Source organism: Pseudomonas benzopyrenica (assembly GCF_036884265.1).
GTDB classification, from domain to species: domain Bacteria; phylum Pseudomonadota; class Gammaproteobacteria; order Pseudomonadales; family Pseudomonadaceae; genus Chryseomonas; species Chryseomonas benzopyrenica.
The window spans coordinates 379,066-393,394 of record NZ_CP145723.1; the positions used below are offsets into that span (position 1 = coordinate 379,066).

A 14,329-nucleotide genomic window follows, 5' to 3' on the forward strand; every position below is an offset into this window, starting at 1 on the left:
TGGGTTGAGACGGCGCCATCGTCGAAGCCCAACGGTGCTCCGGGGAGGGGTGTTGGGCTTCGCTGTGCTCAGCACCAACCTACGGGTAGGGTAGGTTGGGTTGAGACGGCTCTATCGTCGAAGCCCAACAGGCGGCATGCATGGCGGCCATTGTTGGGCCTCGCGGCGCTCAGCGCCAACCTACGAGAGCTGGGCCAGGGCGTCGAGGCGGGCCTGCTTGAGGGCCTCGCCCAGGGCGGCGCCCTTGAAACCCTGGGCGACCAGGGGCTGGACCTCGACCCCGCGCAATACCTCGGCTGCCTGGTGCAGCAGGGCCAACGGTGGTTCGCCGTAGTCGGTCCTGACCGCCGCCGCACAGGCGCAGGCCTGGAGGAATTCCTCGAAGCGCGCCGGACGCCGCAAGACGTCGAAACCCTGCAGCAGCTCGAACCAGGCCTCCGGTGTCAGCTGCCGGGCCTGCAGGGCCGTGGGCCAATGGCGCGCCAGCAACAAGGCCAGTTCGGCGGGTTCGCGCGGGACCTTGAGGCGGGCGTTGATGGCAGCATGTCGCTCTTCCGGTACGTCCAGCAGCAGGCAGGCCCAGCGCACGTTCAGTGAGGCCTGGACCTCGGCGCTCTGGCGCAGGGTGGCATAGACCCGGGCGCCGGGTTCGGGTTGCTCACCGGCGAACCCGGCAGCCACCTCCGGCAGGAGCGCCGCCAGGGCGCCGCAGTCGTGCAGCACCCGAATGAAGACATCGGGTCGCTCTTCGAGCAGCGCACGGGAGGTTTCCTTCCAAAGTCGTTCGGCGGTCAGGGCGTCCAGCTCGCCACTGGCGACCATCTCCTGCATCAGCAGCAGCGTCTCGGGCGCCACCTGGAAACCCAGGCTGCAATAGCGGGCGGCGAAGCGGGCGACGCGCAGCACGCGCAACGGATCTTCGGCGAAGGCGGGAGAGACGTGGCGCAACAGGCGCGCCTGGAGATCGGCGCGGCCGCCGTAGGGGTCGATGATCTGGCCGTCGTCGTCTTCGGCCATGGCGTTGACGGTCAGGTCGCGACGGATCAGATCCTGCTCCAGGGTGACGTCGGGCGCGGCGTGGAAGGTGAAGCCGCCGTAGCCGCGCCCGCTCTTGCGTTCGGTGCGGGCCAGGGCGTATTCCTCACCGGTCTGGGGATGCAGGAACACCGGGAAATCGGCGCCCACCGGGCGATAGCCCTGGGCGGCGAGGGCTTCGGCGGTGGCGCCCACCACGACCCAGTCGACTTCGGTGACCGGTCGGCCGAGCAGGCGATCCCGTACGGCACCGCCCACCTTGTAGATTTGCATAGAAAAAGACCTCCTTGCGGAGGTCTAGGATAGCCCGAAAGAGCGACTCGGCTCAGATCGGCGACGCCAGATCCAGGCGGCGGTCGTGATCGCGGCTCTCATGGCGGGGCGGAACCTGGAAGCTGTGGGTGACGTCTTCGCCCCTCACGCTTTCCAGCCGAATGTCGAAGCCCCAGAGGCGGTGCAGGTGCTTGAGCACCTCGTCCGTGGAGTTGCCCAGCGGCTTGCGGTCGTGCTGGAAGTGGCGAAGGGTAAGGGAGCGATCGCCACGCCGGTCCACGTTCCAGATCTGCACATTGGGCTCGCGATTGCCCAGGTTGTATTGGGCGGCGAGTTGCTCACGGATCAGGCGATAGCCGCCGTCGTCGTGGATGGCCGCCACTTCCAGTTCGTCGCGCTGGTCGTCATCGAGGATGCTGAACAGCTTGAGGTCGCGGATCACCTTGGGCGAGAGATACTGCAGGATGAAGCTTTCGTCCTTGAAGCTCTTCATGGCGAAGGTGATGGTGGCCAGCCAGTCGCTGCCGGCGATGTCGGGGAACCAGCGGCGGTCTTCCTCCGTGGGATCCTCGCAGATGCGGCGGATGTCGCGGAACATGGCGAAGCCCAGGGTGTAGGGGTTGATGCCGCTGTAGTAGGGGCTGTCGAAGCCCGGCTGGTAGATCACCCCGGCGTGGGATTGCAGGAATTCGAACATGAAGCCTTCGGTGACCAGGCCCTCGTCGTAGAGATCGTTGAGCAGGGTGTAGTGCCAGAAGGTGGCCCAGCCTTCGTTCATCACCTGGGTCTGGCGCTGGGGATAGAAGTACTGGGCGATCTTGCGCACGATGCGGATCACCTCGCGCTGCCAGGGCTCCAGCAGCGGCGCGTGCTTTTCCACGAAATAAAGGATGTTCTCCTGGGGTTCGCTGGGGAAGCGTGCCCCTTCGTCATGGGCCTCCTTGCCGGCCATCTTGGGAATGGTCCGCCAGAGGTCGTTGACCTGCCGCTGCAACTGCTCTTCGCGCTCCTTCTGCCGCTGGCGTTCCTCGGCGGCGGAGATGGGGTAGGGCCGCTTGTAGCGATCCACCCCGTAGTTCATCAGCGCATGGCAGGAATCCAGCAGCTCCTCCACGGCATCGATGCCATGGCGTTCCTCGCACTGGGTGATGTACTGCTTGGCGAACACCAGGTAGTCGATGATGGAGCTGGCATCGGTCCAGGTGCGGAACAGGTAGTTGCCCTTGAAGAAGCTGTTGTGGCCATAGCAGGCGTGGGCGATCACCAGCGCCTGCATGGTCATGGTGTTCTCTTCCATGAGGTAGGCGATGCAGGGATCGGAGTTGATCACGATCTCGTAGGCCAGGCCCATCTGGCCGCGACTGTAGTGCTTCTCGGTGTGCAGGAAGTGCTTGCCGTAGGACCAGTGGTTGTAGCCGATGGGCATGCCGACGGAGGCATAGGCATCCATCATCTGCTCGGCGGTGATCACCTCGATCTGGTTGGGATAGGTGTCCAGCGCATAGCGCTTGGCGATCCGGGCGATCTCCCGGTCGTAGGTCTGGATCAGCTCGAAGGTCCATTCCGAGCCGGTGGAGATGGGCTCACGTTTCATGACACGAGTCTCCGCTGGAACAGTTCGCGGAACACGGGATAGATATCCCCCGCCGAGACGATCTGCTGCTGCGAGAAGGAATCCGGGAACGCGCCGCGGACGTTCTCGTATTCGTACCACAGCGCCTGGTGCTCGCGCGGGGTGATCTCCACATAGGTGTAGTACTGCATGAACGGCAGGATCTGCTTGGTTAGGATCTCCCGGCAGATGGGCGAATCGTCATTCCAGTTGTCGCCGTCGGAAGCCTGGGCGGCATAGAGATTCCACTCGTTGACCGGATAGCGCTCGGCCATGACCTCCTGCATCAGCTTGAGGGCGCTGGAGACGATGGTGCCGCCGGTTTCCCGGGAGTAGAAGAATTCTTCCTCGTCCACTTCCTTGGCGCTGGTGTGGTGCCGGATGAACACCACCTCGATGCGCTCGTAGTTCCGCTTGAGAAACAGGTAGAGCAGGATGTAGAAGCGCTTGGCGATGTCCTTGGTGGCCTGGGTCATGGAGCCGGAGACGTCCATTAGGCAGAACATCACCGCCTTGGAGCTGGGGCTGGGCTGCTTTGACAGCAGGTTGTATTTGAGGTCGAAGGTGTCGAGGAAGGGCACCTTGTCGATGCGCGCGCGCAGTCGTTCGATCTCGGCCTCCAGCGCCTGGATGTCGCCCAGGTTGTCGGGCTCCTCCACCCGCAGCCGCGCCAGTTCGGCCTTGGCTTCGCGCAGCTTGTTGCGGCTGCCGCCGGAGAGGGCGATGCGCCGCGCGTGGGAGGCACGCAGGGTGCGGATGATGTTGATGCGGGCCGGATTGCCCTCGTTGCTGATGCCGGCGCGTACCGTCTTGAAGGTGTCGGTGCCGGTCAGTTGCTTCTTGACCAGGTTGGGCAGCTCCAGGTCCTCGAACATGAAGTCGAGGAATTCGTCCTGGGTGATCTGGAAGGCGAATTCGTCCATGCCTTCGCCGCTGTTGCTGGCCTTGCCCTGGCCCTGACCGCCGCCACTCCCCTGGGGGCGCGGGATGCGTTCGCCGCTGACGAATTCCTTGTTGCCCGGGTGGACGATGGTCTGGCGCCCGCCCTTGCCTTGGTACAGCGCGGGCTCGTCGATGTCACGGGCAGGAATGCTGATCTGCTCGCCGTGCTCCATGTCGGTGATGGAGCGCCGGCTCACGGCTTCCTCGACCGCCTTCTTGATGTGCTCACGATAGCGCCGCAGGAAACGCGTGCGGTTCACCGTGCTCTTGTTCTTGCCGTTTAGACGCCGGTCGATGACATAACTCATACAGGCCCTCCGGGCTATTGCAGGACGCCACGACGACGCGGCAGGCGCGTCGTCGCGGGTTCAGCCTCAGGCTGCCTTACTGCGACTTGCGTACCCGTGAATACCACTCGGACAGCAGCCGCACCTGCTTCTCGGTGTACCCGCGCTCCACCATGCGGGTCACGAAATCACTGTGCTTCTGCTGATCTTCCTTGCTGGCCTTGGCATTGAAGCTGATGACCGGTAGGAGCTCCTCGGTGTTGGAGAACATCTTCTTCTCGATCACCGCGCGCAGCTTCTCGTAGGACAGCCAGCTCGGATTCTTGCCGTTATTGTTGGCACGGGCGCGCAACACGAAGTTGACGATCTCGTTGCGGAAATCCTTCGGATTGCTGATGCCGGCCGGCTTCTCGATCTTCTCCAGTTCCTCGTTGAGCGAGGCGCGATTGAGGATCTCGCCGGTTTCCGGATCGCGGTATTCCTGATCCTGGATCCAGAAGTCGGCGTAGAGCACATAGCGGTCGAAGATGTTCTGGCCGTATTCGCTGTAGGACTCGAGGTAGGCGGTCTGGATCTCCTTGCCGATGAACTCCACATAGCGTGGCGCCAGGTATTCCTTGATGAATCTCATGTAGCGCTCGCGGGTCTCGGCCGGGAACTGCTCGGCTTCGATCTGCTGCTCCAGCACATAGAGCAGGTGCACCGGGTTGGCCGCGATCTCGTTGGCGTCGAAGTTGAACACCCGCGAGAGGATCTTGAAGGCGAAGCGAGTGGACAGGCCGTTCATGCCCTCGTCGACGCCGGCGCTGTCGCGGTACTCCTGGATCGACTTGGCCTTGGGATCGGTGTCCTTGAGGTTTTCGCCGTCGTAGACGCGCATCTTCGAATAGATGTTGGAGTTTTCCGGTTCCTTGAGGCGAGAGAGCACCGAGAACTGGGCCAGCATCTTCAGGGTGTCCGGCGCGCAATGGGCGTTGGCCAGGGAGCTGTTGACCAAGAGCTTGTCGTAGATGTGGATCTCGTCGGAGACACGCAGGCAGTAGGGCACCTTGACGATGTAGATCCGGTCGATGAAGGCCTCGTTGTTCTTGTTGTTGCGGAAGGTGTGCCACTCGGATTCGTTGGAGTGGGCCAGGATGATGCCGCTGTAGGGCAGGGCGCCGAGGCCTTCGGTGCTGTTGTAGTTGCCTTCCTGGGTCGCGGTCAGCAAGGGGTGCAGGACCTTGATCGGGGCCTTGAACATCTCCACGAATTCCATCAGGCCCTGGTTGGCGCGGCACAGGGCGCCGGAATAGCTGTAGGCGTCCGCATCGTTCTGCGGGTATTCCTCCAGCTTGCGGATGTCCACCTTGCCCACCAGGGCGGAGATGTCCTGGTTGTTCTCGTCGCCCGGTTCGGTCTTGGCGATGGCGATCTGGTTGAGGATGGACGGGTAGAGCTTGACCACCTTGAACTTGCTGATGTCGCCACCGAATTCCTGCAGGCGCTTGGCCGCCCAGGGCGACATGATGCTGCGCAGGTAATGGCGAGGGATGCCGTAGTCCTCTTCGAGAATCTGACCATCTTCGTCGGGATTGAACAGCCCCAGCGGCGATTCGAACACCGGCGAGCCCTTGATGGCGTAGAAAGGGACCTTCTCGATCAGGTGCTTGAGTTTCTCCGCGAGGGAGGATTTGCCGCCACCTACCGGGCCGAGCAGATAGAGGATCTGCTTCTTCTCTTCCAGGCCCTGCGCCGCATGGCGGAAGTAGGACACGATCTGCTCGATGCAGTCTTCCATGCCATGGAAGTCGGCAAAGGCCGGATAGCGGCGGATGACCTTGTTGGAAAAGATGCGGGACAGGCGTGAGTCGCTGGTGGTGTCCACCAGTTCGGGTTCGCCGATGGCCATGAGCATGCGCTCGGCGGCACTGGCAAAGGCGGTACGATCCTTCTTGCAGATCTCAAGGTATTCCTGAAGGGAATACTCTTCCTGGCGAGTCGCTTCAAAACGCCCCTGGAAGTGACTGAAAATGCTCATGACGTCTCCTCGCTGGATACCCTGGACCAGCTTGGAATCGATGCCTGGAGCCTTGCCTTGCTGCCGATGGGGAGCGGTCATGCCGGGCGACGAAAGATAACGTCTCTAATACCTTCGCGGTCGTCTTGCCTAATCGATCCTTACACGCTTGCAGAGAAGGGTTGGGTTTCGAGAGACGCACGAAGGAGACCGATGGAAACGGTCCCCCTGGAATTCCCCCGAATCTCCAGTGGTTACACCGATGGTCCAAAGCCGGTTATCGAGCCCGCCGTTTCCGGAGGGCCTGATTCCAGAATAGTCCTATCTGCGAGATGTGGAAGAGCCAATTCGGTTTATTCTTGTAACCACAGCGTCAAGCCGCTGTGTTAAACGCCCGCGCCGCTTTCGGTCTGCTCGGGATAGAGGGTGCGCCAGTTTTCGAAGCCGCCGTCGACGCTGTAGACCTGGCTGAAGCCCTGGCCGGCCAGGAAGGCCGCCGCGCTTTGGCTGGAATGGCCGTGGTAGCAAAATACCAGCAGCGGCGCGTCGAGATCGGCGGCGGCGATGAAGTCATGGATGTTCTGGTTGTCGATCCGCTGGGCGCCGGCGACGTGCAGGGTGGCGTAGCTGTGCGGATCGCGGATGTCGACGATCCGGGCGCCCTCACTGTGCAGTTCCAGGGCCCGTTCGGGGGAGATACAGGTGAATTCGCTCATTTCTTCTCCTTGCAACTGCAGAGATGACGGCGGTTGCCGTCGACGTCGAGCAGGGTCATGTCGCCGCCCCAGACGCAGCCGCTGTCGAGGGCCTCGACATTGGGCGCTGCGCAGCGACCCTTGAGCGCGGCCCAGTGGCCGAACAGGATGCGCACGTCACGGGTCAGCCGATGCTCGTGGCTGAACCAGGGGGCGAAGCCGGCCGGCGCACTGTCCAGGCCTTCCTTGCTCTTGAATTCCAGCCGACCTTCCGGACTGCAGAATCTCATGCGCGTCAGGTAGTTGGTGATCAGGCGCAGGCGCTCCTGGCCCTGGAGATCATCTTGCCAGAGCGCCGGCTCATTGCCATACATCTGCTCGAGAAAGGGCACATGGGCCTCATCATCGCGCAGCACGGCCTCCACTTCGCCGGCCAGGCTCTTGGCCTGGGTCAGCGTCCATTGCGGTGGCAGGCCGGCGTGGACCAGCACGCAGTTGCGTTCGGCATCGTGCTGGATCAGCGGCAGGTGGCGCAGCCAGCTCAGCAGTTCGTCGCGATCGGGAGCGGCGAGGATGTCGCTCAGGGTGTCCTGCTTTTTCAGCCTGGCGCCGCCAAGGGCCACCGCCAGCAGGTGCAGGTCGTGGTTGCCCAGGACGCTGACCACCGAATCGCGTATCGCGTACAGGTATCTCAGGGTTTCCAACGACTGAGGTCCGCGGTTGACCAGATCACCTACCAGCCAGAGGCGGTCCTGCGCGGGATCGAAGCGGACCTCGTCGAGGAGGCATTTGAGCGGGTCGAGGCAACCTTGCAGGTCACCAACGGCGTACAGCGTCATCGGCAGTCCTAGTGTAGCGAGCCCGGTACGGCCAGGCGGAAGGTGGGGATGGCGGCGTCGAAGAGGTGGCCATCGCTGGCGACCATCTGGTAGCTGCCCCTCATACTGCCGACCTGGGTCGGCATCAGGGTGCCGCTGGAATAGCTGTGGGTCGCGCCCGGGGCGATCAGCGGCTGCTCGCCCACCACGCCTGGCCCACGCACTTCCTGCACCTCGCCATTGCCGTCGGCGATGATCCAGTGGCGGCTGAGCAGTTGCGCCGGCAGCTGGCCGTCATTGCGGATGCTCACATCGTAGGCGAAGGCGTAGCGCTCCTGGCTGGCGCTGGATTGTTCGGGCAGGTAGCGGGTGGTGACCTGCACGGTGATGAGGTAGCGCGGATCGGGCTCGGTCACGAAAGGATTCTCTGCGGATACGGGTGGAAAGGCTTCAGCTGGACGCCAACTGGTTGGCCAGGCGCACATAGGCGGCCAGGTCCAGCTGCTCCGGGCGCAGCCCGGGATCGACGTCGGCGGCTTCGATGGCGGCGCTGTCCAGGGTGCCCTTGAGGGTGTTCCTGAGGGTCTTGCGGCGCTGGCCGAAGGCCTCGCGGACGACGCGTTCGAGCAGGACCGGGTCACGGGCCACGTGGGGGCGCTCGGTATGAGGTACCAGGCGGACGATGGCCGAATCCACCTTGGGTGGCGGATTGAAGGCGCCCGGACCGACGTTGAACAGGTGCTCCACGCGGCAGTGATACTGCACCATGATCGACAGCCGGCCCCAGTCGCCATTGCCGGGCACCGCCGCCAGGCGTTCCACTACTTCCTTCTGCAGCATGAAGTGCATGTCGGCGATGATGTCGGCGAAACTGAGCAGGTGGAAGATCAGCGGCGTGGAGATGTTGTAGGGCAGGTTGCCCACCACCCGCAGTCGATCGCCCGCGGCGATGCTGGAGAGGTCGTATTTCATGGCGTCACCCTGATGCAGGGTGAACAGCGGATTGAGGCCGAACTTGAGTCTGAGCAGGGGAATCAGGTCCTGGTCCAGCTCGATGACATCGAGCCGGGCGCCGCTGCCGAGCAGCCCTTCGGTGAGGGCGCCCTGGCCCGGGCCGATTTCCAGCAGGCGCTCGCCGGGTCGCCCGTGGATGGCGCGCAGGATGCGATGGATCACTCCGGCGTCGTGCAGGAAGTTCTGGCCGAACCTCTTGCGAGCGCGGTGTTGGTAGAGCTCGGTCATCAGGTGCTCCGGCGCAGGCAGCGGGCCTGCGATTTCAAGACGGCAAAGACCTACCAGTTTAGCAGACCCTTGACCGTCACCGGGGCGCTCAGAGGCTGTTCATAACCTGCTACGCGTCGGCCAAACTGCGTTGAAAAGACCCTGGAAGGCCAGCCCCACCTAGGCGGCCCCGTCGGAAATGCTCATTTACCGTTCGTAAACTCGCCCGCGAGTCCGATCCGCTTCCTCAGGACTTTTTGCGGGGCCGCCCAGGCCTTGTTTGTCTCTAGCTTGCGAGGTTATGAATAGCCTCTTAAGTCACCGAACGGCGATGGGCCGCCATGCTGTAGGCCGTGTCGAGGGCCACCTTCAGACTGCCGGTGTCGATGTGACCGCTGCCGGCCAGGTCGAGGGCGGTGCCGTGGTCGACCGAGGTACGGATGATCGGCATACCCAGAGTCACGTTGACCGCGGCGCCGAAGCCCTTGTGCTTGAGCACCGGCAGGCCCTGGTCGTGGTACATGGCCAGGACCGCGTCGCAGTGCTGGAGGTGCTTAGGGGTGAAGAGGGTGTCGGCGGGCAGCGGCCCGACCAGGTCGAGGCCTTCGGCGCGCAGGCTGTCCAGCGCCGGCTCGATGATCTCGAGCTCTTCGCGGCCCAGATGACCGCCCTCGCCGGCATGGGGATTGAGGCCACAGACCAGGATCCGCGGCCGGGCGACGCCGAAATAGCGCTGCAGATCGCCATGCAGGATGCGGGTCACGTCCAGCAGCATCTGGCGATCGATGGCATCTGCCACCTCGCGCAGCGGCAGGTGGGTGGTGACCAGGGCCACCCTCAGGCCGGCGGTCGCCAGCAGCATCACCACCTGGGGGGTGTCGGTCAGCTCGGCGAGGAATTCGGTATGGCCGGAAAAGGCCACGCCGCCGTCATTGATCACGCCCTTGTGCACCGGCGCGGTGATCATCCCGGCGAAGATGCCGTCGAGACAGCCCTGGCCGGCGCGGGTCAGGGTCTCCAGGACGTAGGCGGCATTGGCGGTATCCAGCTGCCCGGTCACCACCGGCGCGCCCAGCGGAGTGTCCCAGACATAGAGGGCACCAGCCGGCGCCGGGCGGTCGGGCCAGGCCGTGGGGTCTACCGCGATGAGGTCGATGGCGAGCCCCAGTTCCACCGCGCGGGCGGCCAGCAGGTCGCGGCTGGCGATGGCGATCAGGGCGTGGGGCTGGGCGGCGCGCGCCAGCAGCAGGCAGAGGTCGGGACCGATGCCGGCGGGTTCACCGGGGGTGAGGGCGAAGCGCAGGGCCATGGCGGGCTCCGGAAACAAGAAGGCCGCAGGGGATGCCCGCGGCCTTGGGGTTACTGCTTGATCTCGACGTAGGCTTCGTCGCGGATCTGGCGCAACCAGGTCTGCAGCTCCTGGTCGTACTTGCGATTGCGCAGGAGATTCAAGGCCTGCTGCTCGCGCGCCTGCTGGGTATTGTCGGTGGCCCGACGGCCCAGGACTTCCAGGATGTGCCAGCCGAACGGCGTGTGGAACGGCTGCGGCAGCTGGTTGACCGGCGAGCTGTTCATCACTTCGCGGAATTCCGGCACCAGGGATTCCGGATTGATCCAGCCCAGGTCGCCGCCATTGAGCGCCGAGCCCGGATCTTCCGAGAAGCTCTTGGCCAGGGTGGCGAAGCTCTCGCCATTCTGGATGCGCTCGCGCAGGCGCGCGGCCAGCCGCTGGGTCTCGGCGTCGCTGCGTACGGCATTGGGCTTGAGCAGGATGTGCCGGACATGCACCTCGTCGACGATGCTGGCCTCGCCACCACGCTTCTCTTCCACCTTGAGGATCACGAAGCCGCCGGGAACGCGCACAGGCTGGGTGATGCCGCCGACGCCGACGCTGCCGATCAGGCGGTCGAAGGGCGGGGGCAGCTGGGCGGCCTTGCGCCAGCCGATCTCGCCGCCGTCGAGGGCGTTGTCGCCGGCCGAGCGGGCGATGGCCAACTGGTTGAAGTCGGCGCCCTGACGCAGCTGGTTGTAGGTGTCCTGCGCCTGGCGTGCGGCGGCGTCGAGACCGGCGGTGCCGGCATTGTCCGCCACCGGGATCAGGATGTTGGCCAGCCGATACTCTTCGGACAGCTGCAGCTTGCCCAGATCCGAGGCGAGGAAGTTCTGCACCTCCTGCTGGGTGACCTGCACGCGTTGGCCGACCTGACGCTGGCGCACTCGGCTGATCATCATCTCGCGCCGGACCTGCTCGCGAGCGGCATCGTAGGAGAGACCATCACGGGCCAGGGCCTGGCGGAATTCGGCCACGCTCAGGCCATTGCGCTGGGCGATGGTGGCGACGGCCTGGTTGAGCTCCTCGTCGGAGATCTTCACGCCCATGCGTCCGGCCAGCTGCATCTGGATGTCTTCCAGGATCAGCCGTTCGAGCACCTGCTGACGCAGTTCGCTTTCCGGCGGCGCCGAGGCGCCCCGGCGGGTGATGTTCTGCTTGACCTCGTTGAGGCGTTGATCGAGCTGGCTCTGCATGACCACGTCGTTGTCGACGATGGCCACGACCTTGTCCAGCGGAACCACGGCAGCCTGAGCCAGAGGGGAGAGAGCGAGCGCCGCGCCCAGGGCGAGCGGGCGCAGGGCGTTACATAGCTTGGTCTTCACGTTCACGATAGCCTTGAATGCCTCTGTCCAGGAAGCCTTCGGTCTTGCCGCCGAAGACGTTGCCGAGTCCCTTGAGCACGATCTGCAGGAAGATCCCGCGATCGGCTTCGGAGCTCTGGGCGGTGTAGAAGACGTCGTCTTCGCTCTTGAGCCAGTAGCGGCTGATCAGGCGCAGCTTCCAGCAGCAGTTGTCGTACTCGAAGCCACCGAAGGCTTCTAGGGTACGGCTCTTGTTGTAGTCGAACTGCCAGCGGGCGATGGCGGACCACTGGGGCACGATCGGCCAGATGAAGGAAATGTCGTGCTGGTCGATCTTGTAGTCGTCGCTGTTGTAGGTGAAGCGGCCGATGTTCGGATCGAACACCCGGACGTTGTCACGATAGCGGTAGCCGACATTGAGGATCTTGCCCGGCTCGGCTTCCGGCTGATAGTGGAACATGACGCTGCCGGAGTCGGTCTGGTGCAGGGTCGGATCCCAGTTGAATTCGCCGTTCGCGCGCCAGTCGCGGTTGAAGCGATACATGCCGGCCAGGGCATAGGGCGAGCGCGAGGTGGTGGCCTGGGGATTGTCGATGTTCTGCCCCAGGCTGCGGGCGTAGGCCAGGTCGTCCTTGGTCAGGCCGGGCAGCTGCACCTCACGGTCGCGGAAGTAGAACAGCTGACCGAAGCTCACGTTGGCGCGCTCGAAGCCGTTGGGCTCGATGAAGCGGCTGGTGGCACCCAGGGCCAGCTGGTTGGCATCGCCGATGCGGTCGCGACCGGTGAAGCGGTTGTCGCGCCACAGCGAGCTGTAGCTGAAGGTGTATTCGCCGGTATCGAACACCGGCAGATCGTCCTGGTCGCGGTTGGGTACGTAGAGGTACTTGGCGCGGGGTTCGAAGGTCTGCTTGCCACCTTCGCCGAACAGATTCGAGGTGCGGTCGAAGTAGAGGCCGCTGTCGAGGCTGAAGATCGGCACCGAGCGGGTCGGGCTGTCGTTGAAGCTGGTCACGCTGGAACCCGCCGAGGCGCGACGACTACCGCCGACCAGCGGCGAGTTCAGGTCGTTCTGGCCGGTGCTGTCCAGGTCCAGGTCGTAGCGGGTGTAGGCATAGCGCAGCGACGGCGTCAGGAAGCCCCAGGACGCGGTCATCGGGCGGGCGATGCCCGGCTCGATGTGGTAGCGATTGCCTTCGGCGCGGGTCAGGCCGAAGAGGTTGACATCGGGACGGTTGCGTACGTTGGTGCGATTGCCGTTGTCGTCCAGGTCGAAGTAGGTGTTGTCGTCGAAGCTGCGGGTGAAGCGCACCGCCTCGGTGTCGTAGGTGAAGTCCAGACCGCCCGGGTTGTAGGGCAGGGCACCGCTCAGGGTCAGCTGCGGCAGGCGGTTGTAGGGCGTCACGTCGGAGACGGTAGCCAGCTGGTAGGCCTGGGCGTTGAGGCCGGCGACGAAGGTGTCGCCACGGTAGGTCAGGCGACCCTGCTGGTTGACGTAGGTCGGCTTGTTGATGCCGAGGTCGGTGTCCAGGTCCTGGAAGTAATAGGGATCGCTGATGCGGGTGTAGTCCACCTCGGCCATCAGGCGCGAATCCAGGCCGCTGCGGTTCTTCCAGCCGTACAGCCAGCGGCTGTCGGTGGCTTCCGGTTCGCCTTCGTGCTCCGGATCGGTGTCCTTGAGGTAGGAGCCGTAGACCTCGCCTTCGCTGCTGCGGGTCAGGTAGCGGAAGTCGCCCTCGGTCTGCAGGCCGTGCTTGGCCATGTAGCGCGGATAGAGGGTGGCGTCGTAGTTGGGCGCCAGGTTGAAGTAGTAGGGCGTGGTGATCGCGAAGCCGGTGTCGCTGGAGGTGCTGATCGAAGGCGCCAGGAAACCGGACTGGCGACGGTCGTCGATCGGGAAGTAGATGAAGGGCGTATAGAGGACCGGAATGTCCTTGACCCGAAGCGTGGCGTTGGTCGCGTAACCCAGGCCGGTGGCCGGGTTCAGGGTCACGGTGTTGCCCTTGACCTGCCAGGCGTTGCTGCCCGGTTCGCAGGTGGTGTAGGTGCCATCCTTGAGGCGGATGATGGCGTCGTCGCCGCGTTTGGCATAGAGCGCGCTGCCGCGGGCACGGCTCTGGTGCATAACGAATTCGGCGTTGTCGACCTGGACCTGGCCGTTGTCCAGCTGCAGATCGGCCTTGTCGCCGACCATCAACAGGCCGTTGTCGCGGAATTTGACGTTGCCCTTGAGCTCGCCGCGATTTTCCAGCTGGTGCAGGTTGGCTTCCTGGGATTCCACCTGCATGCCGCCCTGGCGCAGCACCACGTCACCGGCCAGGGTGGCGACCTGCTGCTCCTGCTCGTAGCGCGAGGCCTTGGCGGAAACGTAAGTCGGGGCCTTGGCGGTCGGGGTGTCGTCGTACATGCCCGGGCGCTGCGGCTCGACATAGGCGCCGCTGCAGTAGGGACCGGTCTCGGCCAACTGGGCCGGGGTCAGTTGCTCGCGCGGGACCCAGTCCAGGTGGCTGTAGTCGGCGCTGCGGGACTTGAGGGCACGACCCTTGCTCTCGGTGACCAGCACGGCATCGTCGCCCTTGCGTGCGGCAGGCTCGACGGCGGCGACACCCTGGGTCTCGCCCTTGCTGGGGCGGGGCGGGATGGCCGCGGTCGGTGCCTGGGTGTTGCACGACCAGCCACCACCGGCGCCGGCACTACAGCTGAACTGCTCGGCGGGGGCGGCGATAAGGGCGGTGACGGGCTGCATGGCGAGCAGGCTGCCGGTTACCAAGAGGGGAAATTTTCTGCGAAACGCGGGGGTTTTCACGGCCATCCTT

General features: G+C 64.3%; 11 protein-coding genes. All 11 read right to left on the minus strand.

Features of this window, described 5'->3' with window-relative positions:
* Positions 1 to 180 precede the first annotated feature (180 nt).
* The 11 genes from V6W80_RS01825 to V6W80_RS01875 all read right to left on the minus strand — a co-directional run bounded on the left by V6W80_RS01825 (position 181) and on the right by V6W80_RS01875 (position 14,325).
* Positions 181 to 1,308, minus strand: a complete 1,128-nt coding sequence (locus V6W80_RS01825) for a multifunctional CCA tRNA nucleotidyl transferase/2'3'-cyclic phosphodiesterase/2'nucleotidase/phosphatase (RefSeq protein ID WP_338545724.1) — start codon at positions 1,306 to 1,308, stop codon at positions 181 to 183.
* A 52-nt stretch (positions 1,309 to 1,360) separates the two neighbouring features.
* Positions 1,361 to 2,902, minus strand: a complete 1,542-nt coding sequence (locus V6W80_RS01830) for a SpoVR family protein (RefSeq protein ID WP_338545725.1) — start codon at positions 2,900 to 2,902, stop codon at positions 1,361 to 1,363.
* Positions 2,899 to 4,170, minus strand: a complete 1,272-nt coding sequence (locus tag V6W80_RS01835) for a YeaH/YhbH family protein (protein ID WP_017639521.1) — start codon at positions 4,168 to 4,170, stop codon at positions 2,899 to 2,901. Before V6W80_RS01835 ends, V6W80_RS01830 begins: the two co-directional genes overlap by 4 nt.
* A 76-nt stretch (positions 4,171 to 4,246) precedes the next feature.
* Entirely contained in the window at positions 4,247 to 6,169 is a 1,923-nt protein-coding gene (locus V6W80_RS01840; protein ID WP_064306876.1) for a PrkA family serine protein kinase, read from the minus strand.
* 365 nt (positions 6,170 to 6,534) lie between these two features.
* Complete coding sequence (gene glpE / locus V6W80_RS01845) at positions 6,535 to 6,864, minus strand: thiosulfate sulfurtransferase GlpE (RefSeq protein ID WP_338545726.1); 330 nt, start codon at positions 6,862 to 6,864, stop codon at positions 6,535 to 6,537.
* Positions 6,861 to 7,682, minus strand: a complete 822-nt coding sequence (locus tag V6W80_RS01850; protein WP_017640352.1) for a symmetrical bis(5'-nucleosyl)-tetraphosphatase — start codon at positions 7,680 to 7,682, stop codon at positions 6,861 to 6,863. The genes glpE and V6W80_RS01850 overlap by 4 nt, the downstream gene beginning before the upstream one ends.
* An 8-nt stretch (positions 7,683 to 7,690) precedes the next feature.
* Positions 7,691 to 8,077: a Co2+/Mg2+ efflux protein ApaG gene (apaG, locus tag V6W80_RS01855; protein ID WP_338545727.1), complete on the minus strand. Its 387-nt coding sequence runs from the start codon at positions 8,075 to 8,077 to the stop codon at positions 7,691 to 7,693.
* A 34-nt stretch (positions 8,078 to 8,111) separates the two neighbouring features.
* A complete protein-coding gene (rsmA, locus tag V6W80_RS01860; RefSeq protein WP_017640354.1) occupies positions 8,112 to 8,903 on the minus strand; it encodes a 16S rRNA (adenine(1518)-N(6)/adenine(1519)-N(6))-dimethyltransferase RsmA in 792 nt (263 codons plus the stop codon).
* 292 nt (positions 8,904 to 9,195) lie between these two features.
* On the minus strand, positions 9,196 to 10,191 hold the full coding sequence (gene pdxA / locus V6W80_RS01865) for a 4-hydroxythreonine-4-phosphate dehydrogenase PdxA (protein ID WP_338545728.1): 996 nt from the start codon (positions 10,189 to 10,191) through the stop codon (positions 9,196 to 9,198).
* 50 nt (positions 10,192 to 10,241) lie between these two features.
* Entirely contained in the window at positions 10,242 to 11,537 is a 1,296-nt protein-coding gene (locus tag V6W80_RS01870) for a peptidylprolyl isomerase (RefSeq protein ID WP_338545729.1), read from the minus strand.
* Positions 11,518 to 14,325, minus strand: a complete 2,808-nt coding sequence (locus tag V6W80_RS01875) for an LPS-assembly protein LptD (RefSeq protein ID WP_338545730.1) — start codon at positions 14,323 to 14,325, stop codon at positions 11,518 to 11,520. The genes V6W80_RS01870 and V6W80_RS01875 overlap by 20 nt, the downstream gene beginning before the upstream one ends.
* Positions 14,326 to 14,329: the final 4 nt, after the last annotated feature.